Raw genomic sequence first — 17,027 nt, 5'->3', positions numbered from 1 at the left:
GGTGGACTCGGACGGGATCCGGACTCAGGCGTGGGCGATCACGAATTGCCGCTTGAAAGGGAAGAGCACACGGCCGTCCTTTTGCCGGGGATAGGCGGCGGTCGTTCCTGCGAGGACGGCTTCCTCGAATTGTTGGCGCTCGCTCTCGGTCGTCAGCGCTTCGAGAAAAGGCCGGAGGCCGGTGCCCCGCATCCAGTCCACGATGGCCTGCGGACTCTCGAGTTGATGGAAGTACTCGGTTTGCCAGATATCGATGTGGGCGCTCAGTCCGCTCAGGATGTCATAGTAGAATCCCGACGGGTGTCGGGTCAGGGCATTCAGCGGGCCATCCATCCGGTGCGCCCAGGATGGGTCTCGCGCGACCTTCTGGATGATCTGCTGGAGTGGCGAGTCGTAGTGAAGCGGCATTTGCACCGCCAATACGCCTGCCGGATTCAGCCAACCCATCAATTGGGGAACAAGCCTGGCGTGATCGGGGACCCATTGGAGAGCGGCATTGGAGAAGACCAGATCAAAGTGGTAATCCGGCTTCCAGAGGCGCACGTCCGCATGAATCCAATCGATCAGCGGCAGCGCCGCCCGCGCCTGTTCGATCATCTCATCGGAGTGGTCGAGTCCGATGATTTTCGCTTCGGGAAATCGCTTGAGGAGGATCGCCGTGCTGTTGCCCGGGCCGCAACCCAGGTCAATGATGGTAGCGGGACGGATTTCACCAAGACGGGCAACCAGGTCGATCGTGGGCTGGGTGCGTTCGTTGGCAAATCGGAGGTAGAGATCCGGATCCCAGGTCGGCATGGAATCCACGGTAGGAGGTTGGCTTCGGCAGGGCAATGATCCAGTGGGGGGCTGCGGATTATTCGTGTGTCGGGAAGGGATTGGTGGTTCTGCGGACGGTCAGGAAGATCGCTGGTTTCGCTCCTGTCTTCGCGCCACGTTGCGGCTCAGCCATTTCCGGTTGACTCTCCATCGGATTCGATGGCGTCAGCCGTGATTACGAAGATCGATGCGATGGTTCCCACGCAGAAGATCACCCTGTTGGATGATGGCGACTTCCGGTAATCCGGGATTGAGCTGGAGTTTCCCTGCGCGCAGGGATAGCTCATCGAGGTGACGAGCGATGCAAAGACCAATGGGCAACCAATGGTTTTTTGAAAGGATGAGCGATCGCTTGTGATGGTGGCGACGAAATGGATCAATCCCCTTAATCGGAGACTCAATATGGCAGACGACCCAACTTCAGAGCTTCGCGAATTCGCGAGGCTGTACACGGCGGCCTGGTGCAGTCAGGATCCGGCCAGCGTTGCCGGGTTCTTTTCGCCGGATGGGTCGTTGACCATCAATGGAGGCACGCCGTCATTGGGGCGAGGTGAGATCGCCGAGGCTGCCCGGGGGTTCATGACCGCCTTTCCCGACCTGATGGTCCAGATGGACGACCTTGTGGTGGAACAGGACCGGACCATCTACAAATGGACGCTTGAGGGGACCAACAACGGTCCCGGTGGCACCGGTCACCGCGTCCGGATCAGCGGGTGGGAAGAATGGCAGATGGGGGATGACGGATTGATCGCCAGATCGCTCGGGAATTTCGATGCCGCCGAATACCAGCGGCAGGTCGACCAAGGCAGGTAGGCCCTCCGGAGGGTTATTCCCGACCTCTGGACGCATTGGGCTCACCCCCGGGAATAGGCTGGCTCCGCCAGGTCCTGCGGACTGCCACAAGGTGGCACCCATCTTCGCTTCGCTCCGTCGAACCCGGGTTCGAGCCCGCTGGATCAGGGTATTGGCAGAGCCCTGTTTTCAGTTCGATTCACTTCCTTTACACGGATTTCTGGTACCCCCCCCGGGAATTGGCTGGCTCTGCCAGGTCCTGCGGATTGCCACTTCGTGGCACCCATCTCCGCTTTGCTCCGTCGAACCCGGGTTCGAGCCCCCTCGAATGTTGCGCGTTCAGGGTCCGATTATATCGCCCTACCTGCTGCCCGCAGGCAGATTTCTGGTACCCCCCCGGGGACTCGAACCCCGAACCAATTGATTAAGAGTCAACTGCTCTACCATTGAGCTAGGGAGGCGTACCTTGCTTCCAGAATTGGAAAGGGAGGTTTTTGGGAATGTGAGCGCTTTTGTAAAGCCTGAGTTTGAAAATCCCGGATTTCGGATCCCCTTCGCCCTGACTCAGGCTGGTCACCGAATCTCACCAGGTGGTGATCATGTTGCCCACTCCGGCAGGTCCCGGGGAGTAGATGGCAACACCGGCGCGGAGACCGCCTGTGGGCCATCTGGGTGGCGACGCGACACCGGAAATGATTTCGGGAAAGGCAGCGTAGTCGTCGTCGGCGTCTTCACCCACCTTAATGATGCCGTCAAGATTCTTGTCGAAAAGGATGGCGATCTTGTCGCCATCGAAGCCATCGACCAACTGGCCGCTGGCGTTGATCTCGCCTTCGGAGAAGGTGTAGAAGCGGATCCGTTTTTTGTTACCTGATGCAGTGTCGGTTGCTTCAAGGACGGACCCATCCACGTTCCGTCCGGAAAGAGCCTTTACGAACACGGCCGTATCAGCCGCCGAGGCGATCAGGTTGTCTTCATCCGCGGCGAAATCGAAAGCGGGGTAGAACCCGTATTCCTGACGAAAAGTCTCCAGGGCCGTGGCCCATTGGGTGAGCAGGATCTTGGCCTTGGCCTTGCGGGCGCTGGTTCGGACGGTGCTGACCGTCGGGATGAGGATGCTGATCAGGATGCTGATGATCGCGATGACGGTGAGGAGCTCGACCAGCGTCAGTCCTCTTCTCGAGGGAAGGCCGTTGGCATGGCTCCTCCGCGGTGCACATCGATGCGCCGCAGTGCCTGTCTTGGCTGTTGGGAATGGAATCTCAGGGGGCATCCGGGGTGGTCCTACGATCGAAGAGGAGTTGACGCAAGCCCGTCTTCGCGGGCAAGTCGCCGCAGGGCAAGCTGAATGGCGGCCGGACCCCGGCTTTGGAAACAGCCATTTTGTAACATAATATGTTACAAATGTTCAGAAGTGGTTTTAAATAAGGTGGTTACGATGACACCTTCGTGAGGTGTATCGTGGTTTCTTGGGTTAGGTGCCTGATCAGGAATCCACTGACTTTGTAACCTATTATGTTACAAAGTCGCTCGTCTCGTTGATCAATAGGAGGTTAGGGGAGAGAGGTGGGAGGTATTGAGGGGGTGGTGGAAAGTTGGGGGCTTGGGTGGAGTTTCCCCTTTACATGGGAATCGGGGTCCTGTTGATTGGGCGGTTTCCACGGATTGATCCATGCAGAAAACCAAGAAATCCATCGCCAAGCGGTTCAAGTTGTCGGGAACGGGGAAGCTGATTCGCCGTTCGCCCGGGCAGCGCCATCTCTTGAGCTCAAAGACAGTGAAACAGAAGCGCCGGAACTCCCGGGACAAGCTGGTCGCTCCAGGCCACGCTGCCCAGTTGATGAAAGCCCTTCCGCACGGTCTGAGCTGAGTCGCTTGATTCAAACCAATTAACCGGTCAGGTAAAAACAACGAGGCGACCTGCCCGGTTCCAAACCTATAAGGAAACATGCCAAGATCCACCAATTCACCCGCATCACGCCGTCGGCGGAAGCGGGTTCTCAAGAGCGCGAGAGGCTATTTCGGCAGCAAGTCGAAGCTTTTTCGCTATGCCAAAGACGCGGTCGACCACGCGGGCCAGTATGCCTACCGTGACCGCCGGGCCAAGAAGCGCACCTGGCGTTCCCTCTGGATTGTCCGCATCAATGCGGCCTGCCGGGCGAACGATATCTCTTACAGCCGATTTATCGAAGGCCTGGCCGCCGCTGAGATCGTGCTGGATCGCAAGGTCATGGCTGACCTGGCCGTCCGGGACGAAGCCGGTTTTGCCGGACTGGTGGCCAAGGCCCGCGACGCGCTGAAGGCCAAGGCTTCCGCCTGAAAGAGCGGGGATTTTCCCCGTCTTGTTTGAACTTCGAGGGAGGTCGGGCTGAGAGGCCCGGCCTCTTTTGTTTTCGGGAACAGGGATCGAGGCATAAAGCCTCTCCGAGGGGTTTTCAGCTGGCGACGCTGTCCCGTGGGCTGGTGAAATGGGGCTGGGTTTTTGGTGGAGTTTTTGTGATGGGTTCGTGAGATTGGAATTTTACGATGCAAGAGAAACTGAGAGCGGTGATAGTGGCGGCTTCGGCTGAGGCGGAGGGAATCGGCGAGCGGCCGGCCTTTGAGGCCTTCAAGGCGCGTCTGGTCGGACCCAACGGTCAGCTGACCGCGGTCATGAAGGAGATCGGTCGCCTGCCAAAAGAGGAGCGGCCCGCGGCGGGCAAGTTGATCAACGAGGCCAAGGGTGAGCTCCAATCCATCCTGGATCGGACGCTGGCGGCGATTGAGCAGGCGGAGATCCTGGCTCAGGCCGGACCGGCGGTGGACCCATCCCTGCCGGTGCCCGGGACTGGCCCGGGAGCGAGCCATCCCCTGACCCAGATTCGGGAAGAAATCTGTCGGATCTTCAAGCAGGTGGGGTTCTCGGTGGTCGAGGGATCCGAGGTCGAGACCGAGTATTACTGTTTTGATGCGCTGAATACGCCGCCGGACCATCCGGCCCGGGATCTGCAGGACACGTTTTATTTCCCGGAGAAGGCGCGTTTCGGCAATGTCTCCAGGTTTGACGATGAGCGTTATCTCCTGCGGACCCATACCTCTTCGGTTCAGATCCGCACCATGCTGAAGAAGAAGCCTCCGCTGCGGATCATTTCGCCGGGCCGGTGTTTTCGGCGCGACACGGTGGATGCGACGCATTCGGCGAATTTCAACCAGATCGAGGGGCTTTACGTGGACAAGGGTGTGACCGTCCGTGACCTCAAGGCCCTGCTCGACTATCTTTTCGAGTCTCTGCTGGGGAAGGGAACCAAGACGCGGTTGCGTCCGCATTTCTTTCCCTACACCGAACCGAGTTTCGAGGTCGACTTCTCGTCCAGTCACCTGGCCAAGGTGGGCAGTGAATGGATCGAGATGGCTGGTTGCGGCATGGTCGATCCGGCGGTCTTTGAATCGGTCGGGTATGATCCCGACGTTTATTCCGGGTATGCGTTCGGCTTCGGCATCGAGCGCCTCGCCATGATTCTATACGGCGTGGATGACATCCGCTATTTTTACCAGAATGACCTCCGCTTCCTGAACCAGTTTGCGCGATGAAAGTTTCCTATCGTTGGTTGAAGCAGTATGTGGCCCTTGAGGAAAAGCCGGCTACGATCGAGCGAGCCCTGACCCTTCTCGGATTCGAGGTCGAGGGGGTGGAAGAGACCGGATTGCCGCCACTGGAGAACGTGGTGGTGGGTGAGGTCCTTGAGCGGAATCCGCACCCCAATGCCGATCGCCTGAGCGTCTGCCTGGTCGACGCCGGACCTTCCCACGGCCGCAAGACGATCGTTTGCGGGGCGCAGAACTACAAGGTGGGCGACCGGGTGCCGGTGGCATTACCGGGGGCGGTTCTGCCTGGTGACTTCAAAATCAAGCGTTCCAAGCTGCGGGGAGTGGAATCGGACGGGATGATGTGCTCGGGCAAGGAGATCGGCTATGGCTCCGATGCGGCGGGGCTGCTCATTCTTGAAGGAGCGCCGGCTCTCGGGACAGGGATCAACGATGTCTACCCGGACGGCGATGTTGTCTTCGACCTGGAGGTGACGCCAAACCGGCCGGACTGTCTTTCCCATCTGGGTCTGGCGCGGGAGCTGGCGGCGCACTTCGGACTCGCCCTGACGTATCCGGAGGTTCGTTTCAACGGGGTCCCGGGACCGCAGGCCGGCGGGCGCGGTATTCTCGACAGCATCACGGTCGAGGCGGACGAACTTTGTCCGCTCTACCTTGGTCATGTCATCAGCGGGGTGAAGATCGGGCCGAGTCCGGAGTGGATGCAGCGTCTGCTGACCTCGGTCGGGCTGCGTCCGATCAACAACATCGTGGACGTGACCAACTACGTATTGATGGAGTTGGGACAGCCCCTGCACGCCTTTGATGCCTCCCTCCTGCGTCAAAACAGGATCGTGGTGCGGCTGGCGAAGGACGGGGAGCGCTTCACCACCCTGGATGAGAAAGAGCGGGTCCTGACCGGGCGGATGCTGACGATTGCCGACGGTGAGGGAACGGTGGCGATTGCCGGGGTGATGGGCGGATTGTCCTCGGAAGTCTCCGATTCGACGACGGACATTGTTCTGGAGGCGGCCTGGTTCAAGCCATCCTGTATCCGCTGGACTTCGCGGCGGCTCGGGTTGTCGACGGACAGCTCCTACCGTTTCGAGCGCGGGGTGGATGTGGGTTCCCTGGAGTTCGCCGCGCGCCGGGCGGTCGACCTGATCCTCGAGACGGCCGGCGGAACGGTTGCCGAGCCGATTTTCAAAGTCGGGGCGGAGCGGGTGTGGAAGAACGAGATCCGGATATCCTCGAAGTACGTGACGGAGCGTTGCGGCTTTGAGATCGCTCCCGAGGTCGTCCGGAGTTCCCTCGAGTCGCTGGAGCTTCGGATTGAGCGGGAAGAGACGGTTGAGGAGAGCGGGGAGATCACCTGGACGGTCGGCATACCGAGTTTTCGGCTCGATCTGGATCGGCCGATTGACCTGATCGAGGAAATCCTCCGGGTTTATGGCACGGACAAGATTCCCTCTGGGGTGGTCCGAGCGCCGGGGATCGTGGCGGTGGATGATCCGGTGATGGAGTTTTCGCGGGCGGCGTCGTCCTATCTGGTAGGCCAGGATTTTCATGAATGCATCAACTACAGCCTACGCTCCGGTGAGGAGCTCGGGAGGTGGTTCTCCCAGACGGCGGCGGAGGAGCTGAAGCTGGCGAATCCGATCATCGAGGATCAGACCCATCTGCGGGCAACCCTGGTGGCGGGACTGCTTGATGTCCTGAAGCTGAACCAGGCCCGTCATACGGGCGGTTCCCGCTTCTTTGAGTGTGGCCGGGTCTTTCGTGAACGCGGCGGGGCGGTCGACGAGATGGTCGGGGTGGGCTTTCTCCTGGGCGAAGACGTGGATCGGATCAGCTGGCGCAAAGGGAGCTCTCCGGACTTTTTTGATGCCAAGCAGCGGATCCTGCGATTGACGTCATTGGCCGGGATTGACCCGGCCGGGATTGTGTTTGAGCCGGTAACCCGGCCGGACAGCAGCTGGCAGTCGGGTCAGGCGGCCCGCCATGAGGACCCGGACGGGCGGTTCTCGATCCGATTCGGGATGCTGGATCTGGCCGAGATGCATCGATTGAATGTGCGGGGCAAGGTCTTCGCGGGCATGCTGGCGATGACACCGGAGTTCCTTTCGGTCGGGCGAAAGCCGATGAAGTATGAGCCGTTCAGCAGTTTTCCGCCGGCTCTTCGCGACGTGGCGCTGATGGTCGGGCAATCGGTCCCGGCGGGCTCAGTCGAAGGCATCCTGCGGGAGTTGGGCCAGACGGTGACGAACGGCGCCTTCAGCCTGGAAACGGTAACCCTGTTCGATGTTTACGAAGGAAAAGGGCTGCCTGAGGGGACGAAAAGCCTGGCCTTCTCGCTGGCCTATGCGTCGCCGACCCGGACCCTGACGGACGACGAGGTGAACGGGGCCTTTGACCGCCTGCTGAAGGCGGTCGAGGACAAGACGGAGTATAAGGTCCGTCGGTAGCGGTGAGTCTTCGACGGGCGTGGAGAAAACGGGATGACCAACGGGATATGCAGATTATTGGTGGTGGGTGATGCGAACGGTTCAGTCTGGAGCCGGTTTTCCCGGTCTTTGGGTGTAGCAACGTCGCTGTGTCGGCGTTTTCCTGGGTCGACGGACACCGCGGCACAGCGCGGTGGCTACACTCTGAAGCGGATGGATCAGCTGGAGAAAACGGGATGACCAACGGGATGTGCAGGTTATTGGCGGTGGGTGATGCGAACGGTTCAGTCTTGAGCCGGTTTTCCCGGTTTTTGGGTGTAGAGCAACGTCGCTGTGTCGGCGTTTTCCAGGGTCGACGGACACCGCGGCACAGCGCGGTGGCTACACTCTGAAGCGGATGGATCAGCTGGAGAAAACGACATGAGCACACACGCCCCCATTGATATTGATTACGTGGCCAACCTGGCGCGGATCGCCCTGAGCGCGGAGGAAAAGCGGCTCTTTTCGGGCCAGCTCGAGGAGGTCCTGACCTATATTGAGAAACTCAATACGGTGGAAATCGACGGGGTTGAGCCGACCGCCCATGCCATCCCGGTGACCAATGTCTGGCGTGACGACGAGGTGCGATCCGCCCTGAGTCCGGAAGAAGCCCTGCGCAATGCCCCGGCGGCCCGCGAGGGGATGTTTGTCGTGCCGAAAGTGGTGGAGTGATGCGGAAATGGGAGATGCTAAAATGGGAGATGGGAGATGGGTGATGGGTGACTGGACTCTTGTTGCATGGCTGACGTGATTATTGAGAAGACGGCGTTGGAATTGGGATCGCTCCTGGCGGATGGATCGATCTCGGCCCGGGAGGTCATGTCCGCCCATCTGGATCGGACCAAGGCGGTCGATGGCTCGGTCGGGGCTTTTCTTTCCTATGACGAGGCGGATGCCCTGGCCCAGGCGGACGCCTCGGATCGGCGGCGGGCGGAGGGAATGAGCCGTGGTCCGCTCGACGGAGTTCCGGTCGGGGTCAAGGATGTATTGGCTGTTCGCGGACAGCCTTTGGGGTGTGCCAGCCGGATGCTGGAGGGGTTTGTCTCTCCCTATGATGCCCATGCGGTCGAACGCCTGAAGGCGGCGGGGGCGATTGTCTGGGGTCGGTTGAATATGGACGAGTTCGCCATGGGCTCGTCGACGGAGAACTCATCGGTCAAGGTGACCTCGAATCCTTGGGATCTGACCCGGGTGCCCGGAGGCAGCAGCGGGGGGAGTGCGGCTGCGGTGGCGGCGCGGGAGACGACGCTGGCGTTGGGGAGTGATACCGGGGGTTCGGTGCGACAGCCGGCCTCGTTCTGCGGAGTGGTGGGCCTGAAGCCGACCTACGGCCGGGTCTCGCGCTATGGACTGGTGGCGTTTGCCTCGTCACTTGACCAGGTCGGGCCGATGGCCCGGACCGTGGACGACGCAGCGCTGCTTCTTGGGGCGATTGCCGGCCATGACGGCCGGGACTCGACCTCGGTTGACCAGCCGGTCGGGGACTTCGGGCCGACCGGCGGGAAGGCGGACCGGGTCTGGCGGCTCGGGGTGCCGAAGGAATACCTGGCCGAGGGAATCGACTCCGAGGTCAAAGCGGCGATTGACTGTGCGATTGCCTTTTATGAGGCGAATGGATGCGAGGTTCGGGAAGTCTCTCTGCCGCACACCGAGTACGCGGTGGCGACCTATTATATCATCGCGACGGCGGAGGCCTCATCGAATCTCGCCCGTTACGACGGCGTTCGGTATGGTCACCGGGCGGCCCGGGCGGAGGACGGGATTGATCTCTATTTTCAGTCGCGGGCTGAAGGCTTCGGCCCAGAAGTGAAGCGACGGATCATCCTGGGAACCTATGTCCTGAGCAGCGGTTATTATGATGCCTACTACCTGCGTGCCCAGAAGGTGCGCACGCTGATCCGTCAGGATTTCCTCAATGCCTTCGGGCAGGTGGATGCGTTGCTGACGCCGACATCGCCCTTTGCCGCCTTCCGGAAAGGCGAGCGGTCATCGGATCCGCTGGAAATGTACCTGAGCGACATCTATACGCTCAGTGCCAATCTGGCGGGGATCCCGGGTTTGTCGATACCCTGCGGGTTCACTTCGGCGGGCCTGCCCATCGGGCTGCAGATTCTGGGTCGACCCTTCGGAGAGGCGGAGATCCTGGAACTGGGGCGTCGATTCGAGCGGGGACATGATTTTGTGCGTCAGTCGCCTGTGATTTAGGTTTTGAGGGGAAAACAGGAAGAACGGAAGAAGGGAAGATGGTTGCTTCCCGACGCCTTCGGGCCGGGACAGATCCCGACGCCTTCGGGCCGGGACAGGTCCCGACGCCTTCGGGCCGGGACGGGTGGGCGCTGAAGGGGGGAAGAGTTGGAGGGATGGTGTAGTGGAGTGGAGGTTTTCGGAGAACGATCTCTGGGTTCCGGTTGTGGACGGCCCGGCGGTCCGTCCCTACCTTTGGGGTCTGGCAGCACTGGAAGGAGCGTGGGAATCGGGTCGCGGGCGTTTGACTCTGCGGGGATGAGGCTCATAGATGCGGGGATGAGGAGTTTTAGCCGCCGTCAGGTTCTTGCCGTTGTGCTGGCCGTTTTCTGGCCCGTGCTGCTGATGGCTGATCCGCGTACCGGGACCTGGGCCCATGAGAGCAGTTCCCTGAAGCCGGACCCTGATGTTGTCTGGGGCAGTCTGGAAAACGGGCTGCGCTACGCGATCCTGCCGCATGGGGGCCTCCCGGGGCGGGTCAGTATCCAGCTGCTGGTCCTCGCGGGATCACTGGACGAGAAGGAGAATGAGCGGGGCCTGGCCCATTTCACCGAGCACATGGCCTTCAACGGAACCCGGAACTTCCAGTCCAGCGAGATGATCTCGTTTTTCCAGCATCTCGGCATGGAGTTCGGGAGCGATGTCAACGCGGTGACCACTCACGATCACACAGTCTATATCCTTGATTTTCAGGACAACTCGGATGCGTTGCTGCGTCGAGGACTGGTCCTGCTCAGGGATTTTGCCGACGGGATAGAGTTTTCGCAGGCGGAAATCGACAAGGAGCGTGGGGTGATTCTCAGTGAACTGCGCATCCATGACGGCTTTGAGTTTCGGAGCCAGAATGCATCGACCAGCTTCTTCTTTTCGGGCCTGACTTTGCCGGACCGTAATCCGATCGGACTGACCAAGGTTATCGAGACCGCCAGTCGATCCGACTTCATGGGCTATTATACCCGCAACTACCGCCCGGACCTGATGATACTGGTGGTGGCCGGGGATATTCAAGTGGACGGCATGATCGGGCTGACCCGGGAGTTTTTCGGGAGCATGGCGAAGCCGACGACGCGCGTTCCCGATCGCGATCTGGGGAAACTGAACACGGGCCGCGGGATCCGGGCGGATATCTTTGAAGTCTCCCACGTGGGTTCGGCTTCGATTCAGGTGGCCTCGGTGGAGCCCGACCGCGATCGAACGGATTCCCTGGCGGCTCGGAAGCGCTGGAATGACAGTCAGTTGGCGGCCCAGTTGCTGACCAACCGGCTGCAGAGGATGATTCAGCAGGCGGGCGGAGCCGGAGCCTCGGTTGAGCGATCGGTCGGGATCACGGCGTCGATGGCCGGGCTCTACACGGCGGGGGGCGAAGGGTGGCGCAATGGGCTTCTCTCGCTGGATCAGGTCATCCGGCTGACTTACGAGGACGGATTTCAGGCCAAGGAAGCGGATTGGCTGAAGAAACGGGGACTGCTCGATCTCGGCAAGGCGCGGGCGCAGTATGCGAAACTCGATCCGAACTCGATCGCGTCGGCCCTGGTCGAATCGATCGTGAGCGACCAGGTTTTCATCGGAATCGAGGCGGACCTGGCCATGCGTGAGCAGTTTCTCCGTGAGCTGAATATCGCGGATGTGAACAAGGCTTTTCGCGACAGCTGGAACATGGAGAACATGGCCTATCATATCTCGGGTGAGGTGGTGGTAAAGGGAGGCCCCACGGAGATTGTCGACGACATCCGACGTCACCGGAAAGGAGGCATTTCGTATGTCTCGATGCAGGCGGATCTGACCAAGGAGTTTGAACTGCAGGATTGGGGTCCTCCCGGGGAGGTGGTCGAGCGTCGGGAGGTGCCCGAGTTGAATGCAGGCCTGATGAAATTCAGCAACGGGGTACGGTTCAATTTCGTGGAAAGCCGTCAGGAGCCTTCGATTGTCCGGGCCGTTGTCCGGGTGGGCGGCGGGATGTTCGACCTGAAGGGCAACCGGAAGGCGATTCGGGATTTTGCCCTGGCGACGGTCCTGCTGAGCGGAACCTCGCATTATATGGCGGATGATATCGGTTCCTTCCTCAGCGCCTCGATGCTCGATTTCAGCTTTGATCTTGATGATCACGACGCCTTCACCTTCCGGGGAGCCTTTGGGAGTGAGGATTTGGATACATTTCTTGGCATTGTGACGGAATTTCTTTATCAACCCAAATTCTCCCGTGGAGCCTTCAACAGCGAATTGGTCGGGGCGATGCAGGCTCGGCAGGGCTCGAGCCTGGGACTGCAGGACGGGTTCCGTAAACTTGACAACCATCTCTACCGGACCGATGCGCGCTTTGTCTGGGGGGATCCGATGGACTATGCCACGCTGGGCGTCTCCGACGTGCGAAACTGGGTGGAAAAGCCTTTGACGGAGGGTTATGTCGAGGTGACCCTGGTCGGTGATATTCCCGAAGAGATGGCGGTCGCGAGCATGGCGAGGACCCTGGGGGAGTTGCCGAAGCGAGCGGCGAAGAAGAAGACGGGTTTTGTCCGTCCGGTGAAGATGGCGGCGGGACCGGGTTTTCAGCGGGTCGAATTCGTGGGCGAGGACCATCAGGCGGTGGCGGTCGGGATCTGGCCGATCGAGGGCAAGATCACCCTGCAGGACCGGGCCAACCTCAATGTCCTGAGCCGGATACTTCAGGTCCGGATCAGCCGCGAGGTGCGTGAAGATCTCGGACTGGCCTATTCGCCTTCGTCGGAGCTCATCGCGTATCCGGAATACGAATCATTTGCCCTGATTCAGGCCACGGTGGACTGTTCTCCCGCCGACGCCGAGGCGATTGCCCGGAAGGTCGAGCGGATCGCGGATGAGATCTCCACCGAAGGGGTGACCCGGGAGGAGTTTGACGGGGCGATCGAACCGTTCATCGGGCACATGCGTCAGGCGTTTTCCAACAACGGGTTCCTCATCGAGCAGGTCCTGATGCGCGCACAGGAGGATCCGCAGACTCTCGATGAAGCCATTCAGCTGAAGAAAGAGCTGCCGGAGTTGCTGAGCCTGGAAGAGGTCAATCGATTTGCCGCGAAGGTGATGGGCAGGGAGAACACCCGGACGGTGGCGATTGTCCCCAAGCCGTTTGTCGGGGTCTTTCAGATTGATTCGGGAGGATCGGCAGGAGCGGACGTGATCGGGCGGCCGGGAAGCTAGCGGCGGGCGAAGGGAGAACGACACCATGGAATTCGAAGCGGTCATCGGACTTGAAGTCCACGTGCAGATCAAGACCCGGACGAAGATGTTCACTCCGGTGGAGGCGGGGTTTGCCCACGAGCCCAACCACCTGACGGATCCGGTGGTCCTGGGCCTGCCGGGAGCCCTGCCGGTGATGAACAAGGTGGCGATTGACCGCATCATCGCGACCGGACTTATGTTCGACTGCCGGATCGCGGAGGTCTGCAAGTGGGACCGCAAGAACTACTTCTATCCGGACAGCGCCAAGAACTACCAGATTTCCCAATACGACCAGCCGATCTGTGTCGGGGGTGAGGTCGAGATCGAGTTGCCGGGGCCGTCGCGCAACGTGATGGGGGCCCACCGGAAGGTGCGGCTGACGCGGATTCACCTCGAGGAGGACGTGGGGAAGCTGAATCACTTTGCGAACGACTCACTGGTTGACTTCAACCGGGCGGGAACGCCGCTGATGGAAATCGTGACCGAGCCGGACATGAGTGATCCGGACGAAGTGTTTGCGCTGTTGACCGCCCTGCGCCAGGCTTTGGTCGGGGCGGGCATATCGGATTGCGACATGGAGAAGGGGCAGCTGCGTTGTGATGCGAACATCAGCGTGCGGCCGGTCGGCCAGGAGAAGCTCGGAACCAAGGTGGAGCTGAAGAACCTCAACAGCATCAGCGGGGTGCGCAACGGGGTCGAATACGAGATCCGCCGCCAGATCGGGGCGGTGCGGCGAGGGGAGGCCATCGTCCAGGAGACCCGTCGGTGGGATGCGGATACAGGTGTCTCCCAGCCGATGCGGACGAAGGAGATGGACCACGATTACCGCTATTTCCCGGATCCCGACCTGATGCCGGTGGTGGTCGATGAAGGGTGGAAGGAATCGATCAGGGTGCAGCTGCCGGAAATGCCCTTTGAGCGGCAGCGCCGTCTGATGGAGACATTCGGTCTGCCCTACACGATCACCTCGGTCCTGGTGGCGGATCGGGGTTTGGCCGAGTACTTTGAAGAGGCGGTGGGCGCCGAGACGGGCCGGGCGCAGGCCATTGCCAACTGGGTGACGAACGATCTGCTGCGCGAAATGTCCCAAGCTTCACTCTCCATCGACGAGCTGAAGATTCAACCGGGACAGATTCGGGACCTGGTGGCATTGGTGGAGGGCGGAGTGGTTTCGAGCAGCCAGGCCCGCGAGGTCTTTGCGGAGATGTTCGCTTCGGGCGATGAGCCCGCCGGGATCGTGGAGCGCAGGGGGCTCAAGCAGAATACGGACACCGGCGAATTGGAGGCCTGGTGCGCGGAAGCGATCGCGAACGGCGGGAAGTCGGTCGAGAGCTACCGATCGGGAAATGAGAAAGCCCTCAACGCGCTGAAAGGCCCGGTCATGAAAGCCAGCCGGGGCAAGGCGGACCCGAAGATGGTGGACGAGATCCTGCGGCGGCTTCTGGCACAATGAAGACGATGGGAACGGGACAGCATGAGGTAAAGGGCAGGGGGAGATTTCGATGCTTTCGTCCGGTCGGCCAAGTTTGATCGAGGCGTAAAGCCTCTCCTACAGGTCAGTTTGAACGTCAAGTGGCAGTATCAACCATACATTTTAGGGGATTACGCTTCGATTCACGGGAATCGCTGCTGATATCGAGGCGTAAAGCCTCTCCTACAGGTCAGTTTGAACGTCAAGTGGCAGTATCAACCATACATTTTGAGGGATTACGCTTCGATTCACGGGAATCGCTGCTGATATCGAGGCGTAAAGCCTCTCCTACAGGTCAGTTTGAACGTCAAGTGGCAGTATCAACCATACATTTTAAGGGATTACGCTTCGATTCACGGGAATCGCTGCTGATATCGAGGCGTAAAGCCTCTCCTACAGGTCAGTTTGAACGGTAAGGGGCAGTATCAACCATACATTTTGAGGGATTACGCTTCGATTCACGGGAATCGCTGCTAATATCGAGGCGTAAAGCCTCTCCTACAGGTCAGTTTCAATGGCAAGGGGCAGTATCAACCATACATTTTGAGGCTTTACGGCTCAGGCCACAGGAAACTCTATCCAACAGAAATCGAAACCAACAACACCGACGGAACCAAGATTATGACTAACGAAAACGGATCGGAACTTTCACGGCGCGACTGGCTGAAGGGAATCGGAGCGGGAGCGGCCGTATTGGGATTTGGGGGCGTCCTCCGGGCGGAGGACTCCGCCGCAGGAACGGGCGTTGCCTTGCCCGAGAGCATGGTCGGCTACAGGGACGGGACTTATGTCCTGCCGCCGCTCCCCTATGCCTACGACGCGCTGGAACCGCATATCGATGAGCAGACGATGCGCCTGCATCACGATATCCACCATGCCGGTTATGTTCGTGGCGCCAACATGGCGGCCGAAAAGCTGCGGTCGATTGCGACGGGTGACGGAGACCGTCCCTATTCCAAGCATTGGGCGCGTGAACTGGCTTTCAACGGGTCCGGGCATGCCCTCCATGTTCTGTTCTGGAATTGCATGAGCCCGAACGGCGGGGGCGCACCGAAGGGAAGCCTGGCGATGGCGATCCGGCTGAGTTTCGGCAGCTTTGAAGGATTTGGCGAACTCTTCCGGTCGGTCTCGGGCTCGGTGGAAGGCAGCGGGTGGGGCATACTGGGTCTTGAAAAGCTTTCAGGGAACCTGGTCGTGATTCAGGCGGAGAAACACCAGGACCTGACTTTTCAGGGAACGATCCCGCTTCTGGCGGTCGACGTGTGGGAGCACGCCTACTACCTGAAGTATCAGAACAAGCGGACCGATTATGTGGCGGCATTCATGAACGTGGTCGACTGGGATTTCGTCGGTGCGCGTTACGACGCTGCGATAGGCGGGCAAGGTCGATAGTCGACAGTGCTCAGGATGGATCGCGAGTTGCAGTCGCGGCAGTCTCTTGCCGCGAAGTGATGCGGGTGCGCCCGAGGAGGGTGTTTTGGCCGCACTTCGCCCTCGCTAAAGGACCCGGCTCGGATCTAGCGTTGGATCCCTATGGCTCCAACGGCTGAAAAGAATCCCGGGTCCCCGAGAATCGTGGTGGTCGGCAGTTCCAATACCGATCTGGTGATCACGGGCGAGCGTCTGCCGAAACCGGGCGAGACGCTCCTCGGGGGCGAGTTCAAGCAATATGCCGGGGGGAAGGGAGCCAATCAGGCCGTTGCGGCGGCCCGGGCTGGTGCCCGGGTGGCATTTGTCGGCCGCTGCGGCGCGGACTCCTACGGGGAGGCCACCTGCCTCAAGCTCCATCGCGAGGGCATCAACCTCAGTTACTTCACGGAGGACAAGTCGCGGGCAAGCGGGGTTGCCCTGATCATCATGGGCGGTCAGGAGAAGGAGAACCTGATCGTGGTGGCCAAGTCAGCCAACGACGGGGTCAGCCGGGCAGATGTCCAGGCTGCGGCGGATGCGATCCGGTTGGCCGGAGCGGTGGTCGCCCAGCTTGAGGTGCCGTTGGAAGCGGTCGAGGCGGCCGCGGACATGGCGGGTGCGGCCGGGGTTCCATTTGTGCTGAATCCGGCTCCGGCCCGCGAATTGCCTCCGAGTCTTTTTGCCAAGGTGGACGTGCTGGTTCCCAACCGGGGCGAGGTCTGCCTTCTGGGCGGATCATCCGACGTTGATGAAGCGGCTGAGACCCTTCTGAAGCGGGGGTGCCGGCAGATCGTGGTCACGCTCGGCGCGCAGGGAGCCCGCATCTACAACGCGGAGGGTCGGACGGACATTCCGGTGGTCAAGGTCGAGGCCGTCGACACGGTGGGGGCCGGTGATTGTTTCACCGCCTGGCTGGCGGTCGGGATTGCCGAGGGACTCTCGCTCGAGGACTCGGTCAAGCGGGCGATGAAGGCTGCCGCCATCAGCGTCACCCGGCAGGGGGCCCAGCCTTCCATGCCCAGGCGGAGCGAAGTCCTTTGATATCCAATTCC

Annotated in this window: 13 protein-coding genes and 1 tRNA gene; 11 read left to right on the top strand and 3 right to left on the bottom strand. The window is 60.5% G+C overall.

Annotated elements, in window-relative coordinates; translation table 11 throughout:
- Positions 1-24: 24 nt before the first annotated feature.
- A complete protein-coding gene (locus R3F07_10565) occupies positions 25-795 on the bottom strand; it encodes a methyltransferase domain-containing protein (protein MEZ5276810.1) in 771 nt (256 codons plus the stop codon).
- Positions 796-1,218: 423 nt separating this feature from the next.
- On the opposite strand from R3F07_10565, the gene R3F07_10560 reads away from it, so the two are divergent.
- On the top strand, positions 1,219-1,629 hold the full coding sequence (locus R3F07_10560; protein ID MEZ5276809.1) for an ester cyclase: 411 nt from the start codon (positions 1,219-1,221) through the stop codon (positions 1,627-1,629).
- A gap of 365 nt (positions 1,630-1,994) precedes the next feature.
- Here R3F07_10560 and R3F07_10555 read toward each other — a convergent pair.
- Positions 1,995-2,069, bottom strand: a tRNA-Lys gene (locus R3F07_10555).
- 122 nt (positions 2,070-2,191) lie between these two features.
- On the bottom strand, positions 2,192-2,881 hold the full coding sequence (locus tag R3F07_10550; protein MEZ5276808.1) for a prepilin-type N-terminal cleavage/methylation domain-containing protein: 690 nt from the start codon (positions 2,879-2,881) through the stop codon (positions 2,192-2,194).
- Between the two features lie 399 nt (positions 2,882-3,280).
- Here R3F07_10550 and rpmI point away from each other — a divergent pair, with 399 nt between their 5' ends.
- The 10 genes from rpmI (at position 3,281) to rbsK (ending at position 17,016) form a co-directional block, all read left to right on the top strand.
- Positions 3,281-3,478 (top strand): 50S ribosomal protein L35, encoded by a 198-nt coding sequence (gene rpmI / locus R3F07_10545; protein ID MEZ5276807.1) that lies wholly within the window; start codon positions 3,281-3,283, stop codon positions 3,476-3,478.
- Positions 3,479-3,556: 78 nt separating this feature from the next.
- Complete coding sequence (gene rplT / locus R3F07_10540) at positions 3,557-3,928, top strand: 50S ribosomal protein L20 (protein MEZ5276806.1); 372 nt, start codon at positions 3,557-3,559, stop codon at positions 3,926-3,928.
- A gap of 206 nt (positions 3,929-4,134) precedes the next feature.
- Positions 4,135-5,178, top strand: a complete 1,044-nt coding sequence (gene pheS / locus R3F07_10535; GenBank protein MEZ5276805.1) for a phenylalanine--tRNA ligase subunit alpha — start codon at positions 4,135-4,137, stop codon at positions 5,176-5,178.
- On the top strand, positions 5,175-7,637 hold the full coding sequence (gene pheT / locus R3F07_10530; GenBank protein ID MEZ5276804.1) for a phenylalanine--tRNA ligase subunit beta: 2,463 nt from the start codon (positions 5,175-5,177) through the stop codon (positions 7,635-7,637). Before pheS ends, pheT begins: the two co-directional genes overlap by 4 nt.
- Positions 7,638-8,036: 399 nt before the next feature.
- Positions 8,037-8,327, top strand: a complete 291-nt coding sequence (gene gatC, locus R3F07_10525) for an Asp-tRNA(Asn)/Glu-tRNA(Gln) amidotransferase subunit GatC (protein ID MEZ5276803.1) — start codon at positions 8,037-8,039, stop codon at positions 8,325-8,327.
- 66 nt (positions 8,328-8,393) lie between these two features.
- A complete protein-coding gene (gene gatA / locus R3F07_10520; protein MEZ5276802.1) occupies positions 8,394-9,860 on the top strand; it encodes an Asp-tRNA(Asn)/Glu-tRNA(Gln) amidotransferase subunit GatA in 1,467 nt (488 codons plus the stop codon).
- 318 nt (positions 9,861-10,178) lie between these two features.
- A complete protein-coding gene (locus tag R3F07_10515) occupies positions 10,179-13,073 on the top strand; it encodes an insulinase family protein (GenBank protein ID MEZ5276801.1) in 2,895 nt (964 codons plus the stop codon).
- Between the two features lie 25 nt (positions 13,074-13,098).
- Complete coding sequence (gene gatB, locus R3F07_10510) at positions 13,099-14,547, top strand: Asp-tRNA(Asn)/Glu-tRNA(Gln) amidotransferase subunit GatB (protein ID MEZ5276800.1); 1,449 nt, start codon at positions 13,099-13,101, stop codon at positions 14,545-14,547.
- Between the two features lie 639 nt (positions 14,548-15,186).
- Positions 15,187-15,957 (top strand): superoxide dismutase, encoded by a 771-nt coding sequence (locus R3F07_10505; GenBank protein MEZ5276799.1) that lies wholly within the window; start codon positions 15,187-15,189, stop codon positions 15,955-15,957.
- 141 nt (positions 15,958-16,098) lie between these two features.
- A complete protein-coding gene (rbsK, locus tag R3F07_10500; GenBank protein MEZ5276798.1) occupies positions 16,099-17,016 on the top strand; it encodes a ribokinase in 918 nt (305 codons plus the stop codon).
- Positions 17,017-17,027 lie beyond the last annotated feature (11 nt).

The sequence above is a fragment of the Opitutaceae bacterium genome, assembly GCA_041395105.1.
GTDB lineage: Bacteria > Verrucomicrobiota > Verrucomicrobiia > Opitutales > Opitutaceae > B12-G4.
This window is presented reverse-complemented; position numbering and strand designations above follow the sequence as displayed.

What these genes read in the sequence shown, in the direction of transcription:
- R3F07_10505 (MEZ5276799.1), top strand. Translation starts at nt 15,187, where the DNA reads ATGACTAACGAAAACGGATCGGAACTTTCACGGCGCGACTGGCTGAAG.
- rbsK (MEZ5276798.1), top strand. Translation starts at nt 16,099, where the DNA reads ATGGCTCCAACGGCTGAAAAGAATCCCGGGTCCCCGAGAATCGTGGTG.
- gatA (MEZ5276802.1), top strand. Translation starts at nt 8,394, where the DNA reads ATGGCTGACGTGATTATTGAGAAGACGGCGTTGGAATTGGGATCGCTC.
- R3F07_10515 (MEZ5276801.1), top strand. Translation starts at nt 10,179, where the DNA reads ATGAGGAGTTTTAGCCGCCGTCAGGTTCTTGCCGTTGTGCTGGCCGTT.
- R3F07_10550 (MEZ5276808.1), bottom strand. Translation starts at nt 2,881, where the DNA reads ATGCCCCCTGAGATTCCATTCCCAACAGCCAAGACAGGCACTGCGGCG.
- gatC (MEZ5276803.1), top strand. Translation starts at nt 8,037, where the DNA reads ATGAGCACACACGCCCCCATTGATATTGATTACGTGGCCAACCTGGCG.
- rplT (MEZ5276806.1), top strand. Translation starts at nt 3,557, where the DNA reads ATGCCAAGATCCACCAATTCACCCGCATCACGCCGTCGGCGGAAGCGG.
- R3F07_10560 (MEZ5276809.1), top strand. Translation starts at nt 1,219, where the DNA reads ATGGCAGACGACCCAACTTCAGAGCTTCGCGAATTCGCGAGGCTGTAC.
- rpmI (MEZ5276807.1), top strand. Translation starts at nt 3,281, where the DNA reads ATGCAGAAAACCAAGAAATCCATCGCCAAGCGGTTCAAGTTGTCGGGA.
- pheT (MEZ5276804.1), top strand. Translation starts at nt 5,175, where the DNA reads ATGAAAGTTTCCTATCGTTGGTTGAAGCAGTATGTGGCCCTTGAGGAA.
- pheS (MEZ5276805.1), top strand. Translation starts at nt 4,135, where the DNA reads ATGCAAGAGAAACTGAGAGCGGTGATAGTGGCGGCTTCGGCTGAGGCG.
- R3F07_10565 (MEZ5276810.1), bottom strand. Translation starts at nt 795, where the DNA reads ATGCCGACCTGGGATCCGGATCTCTACCTCCGATTTGCCAACGAACGC.
- gatB (MEZ5276800.1), top strand. Translation starts at nt 13,099, where the DNA reads ATGGAATTCGAAGCGGTCATCGGACTTGAAGTCCACGTGCAGATCAAG.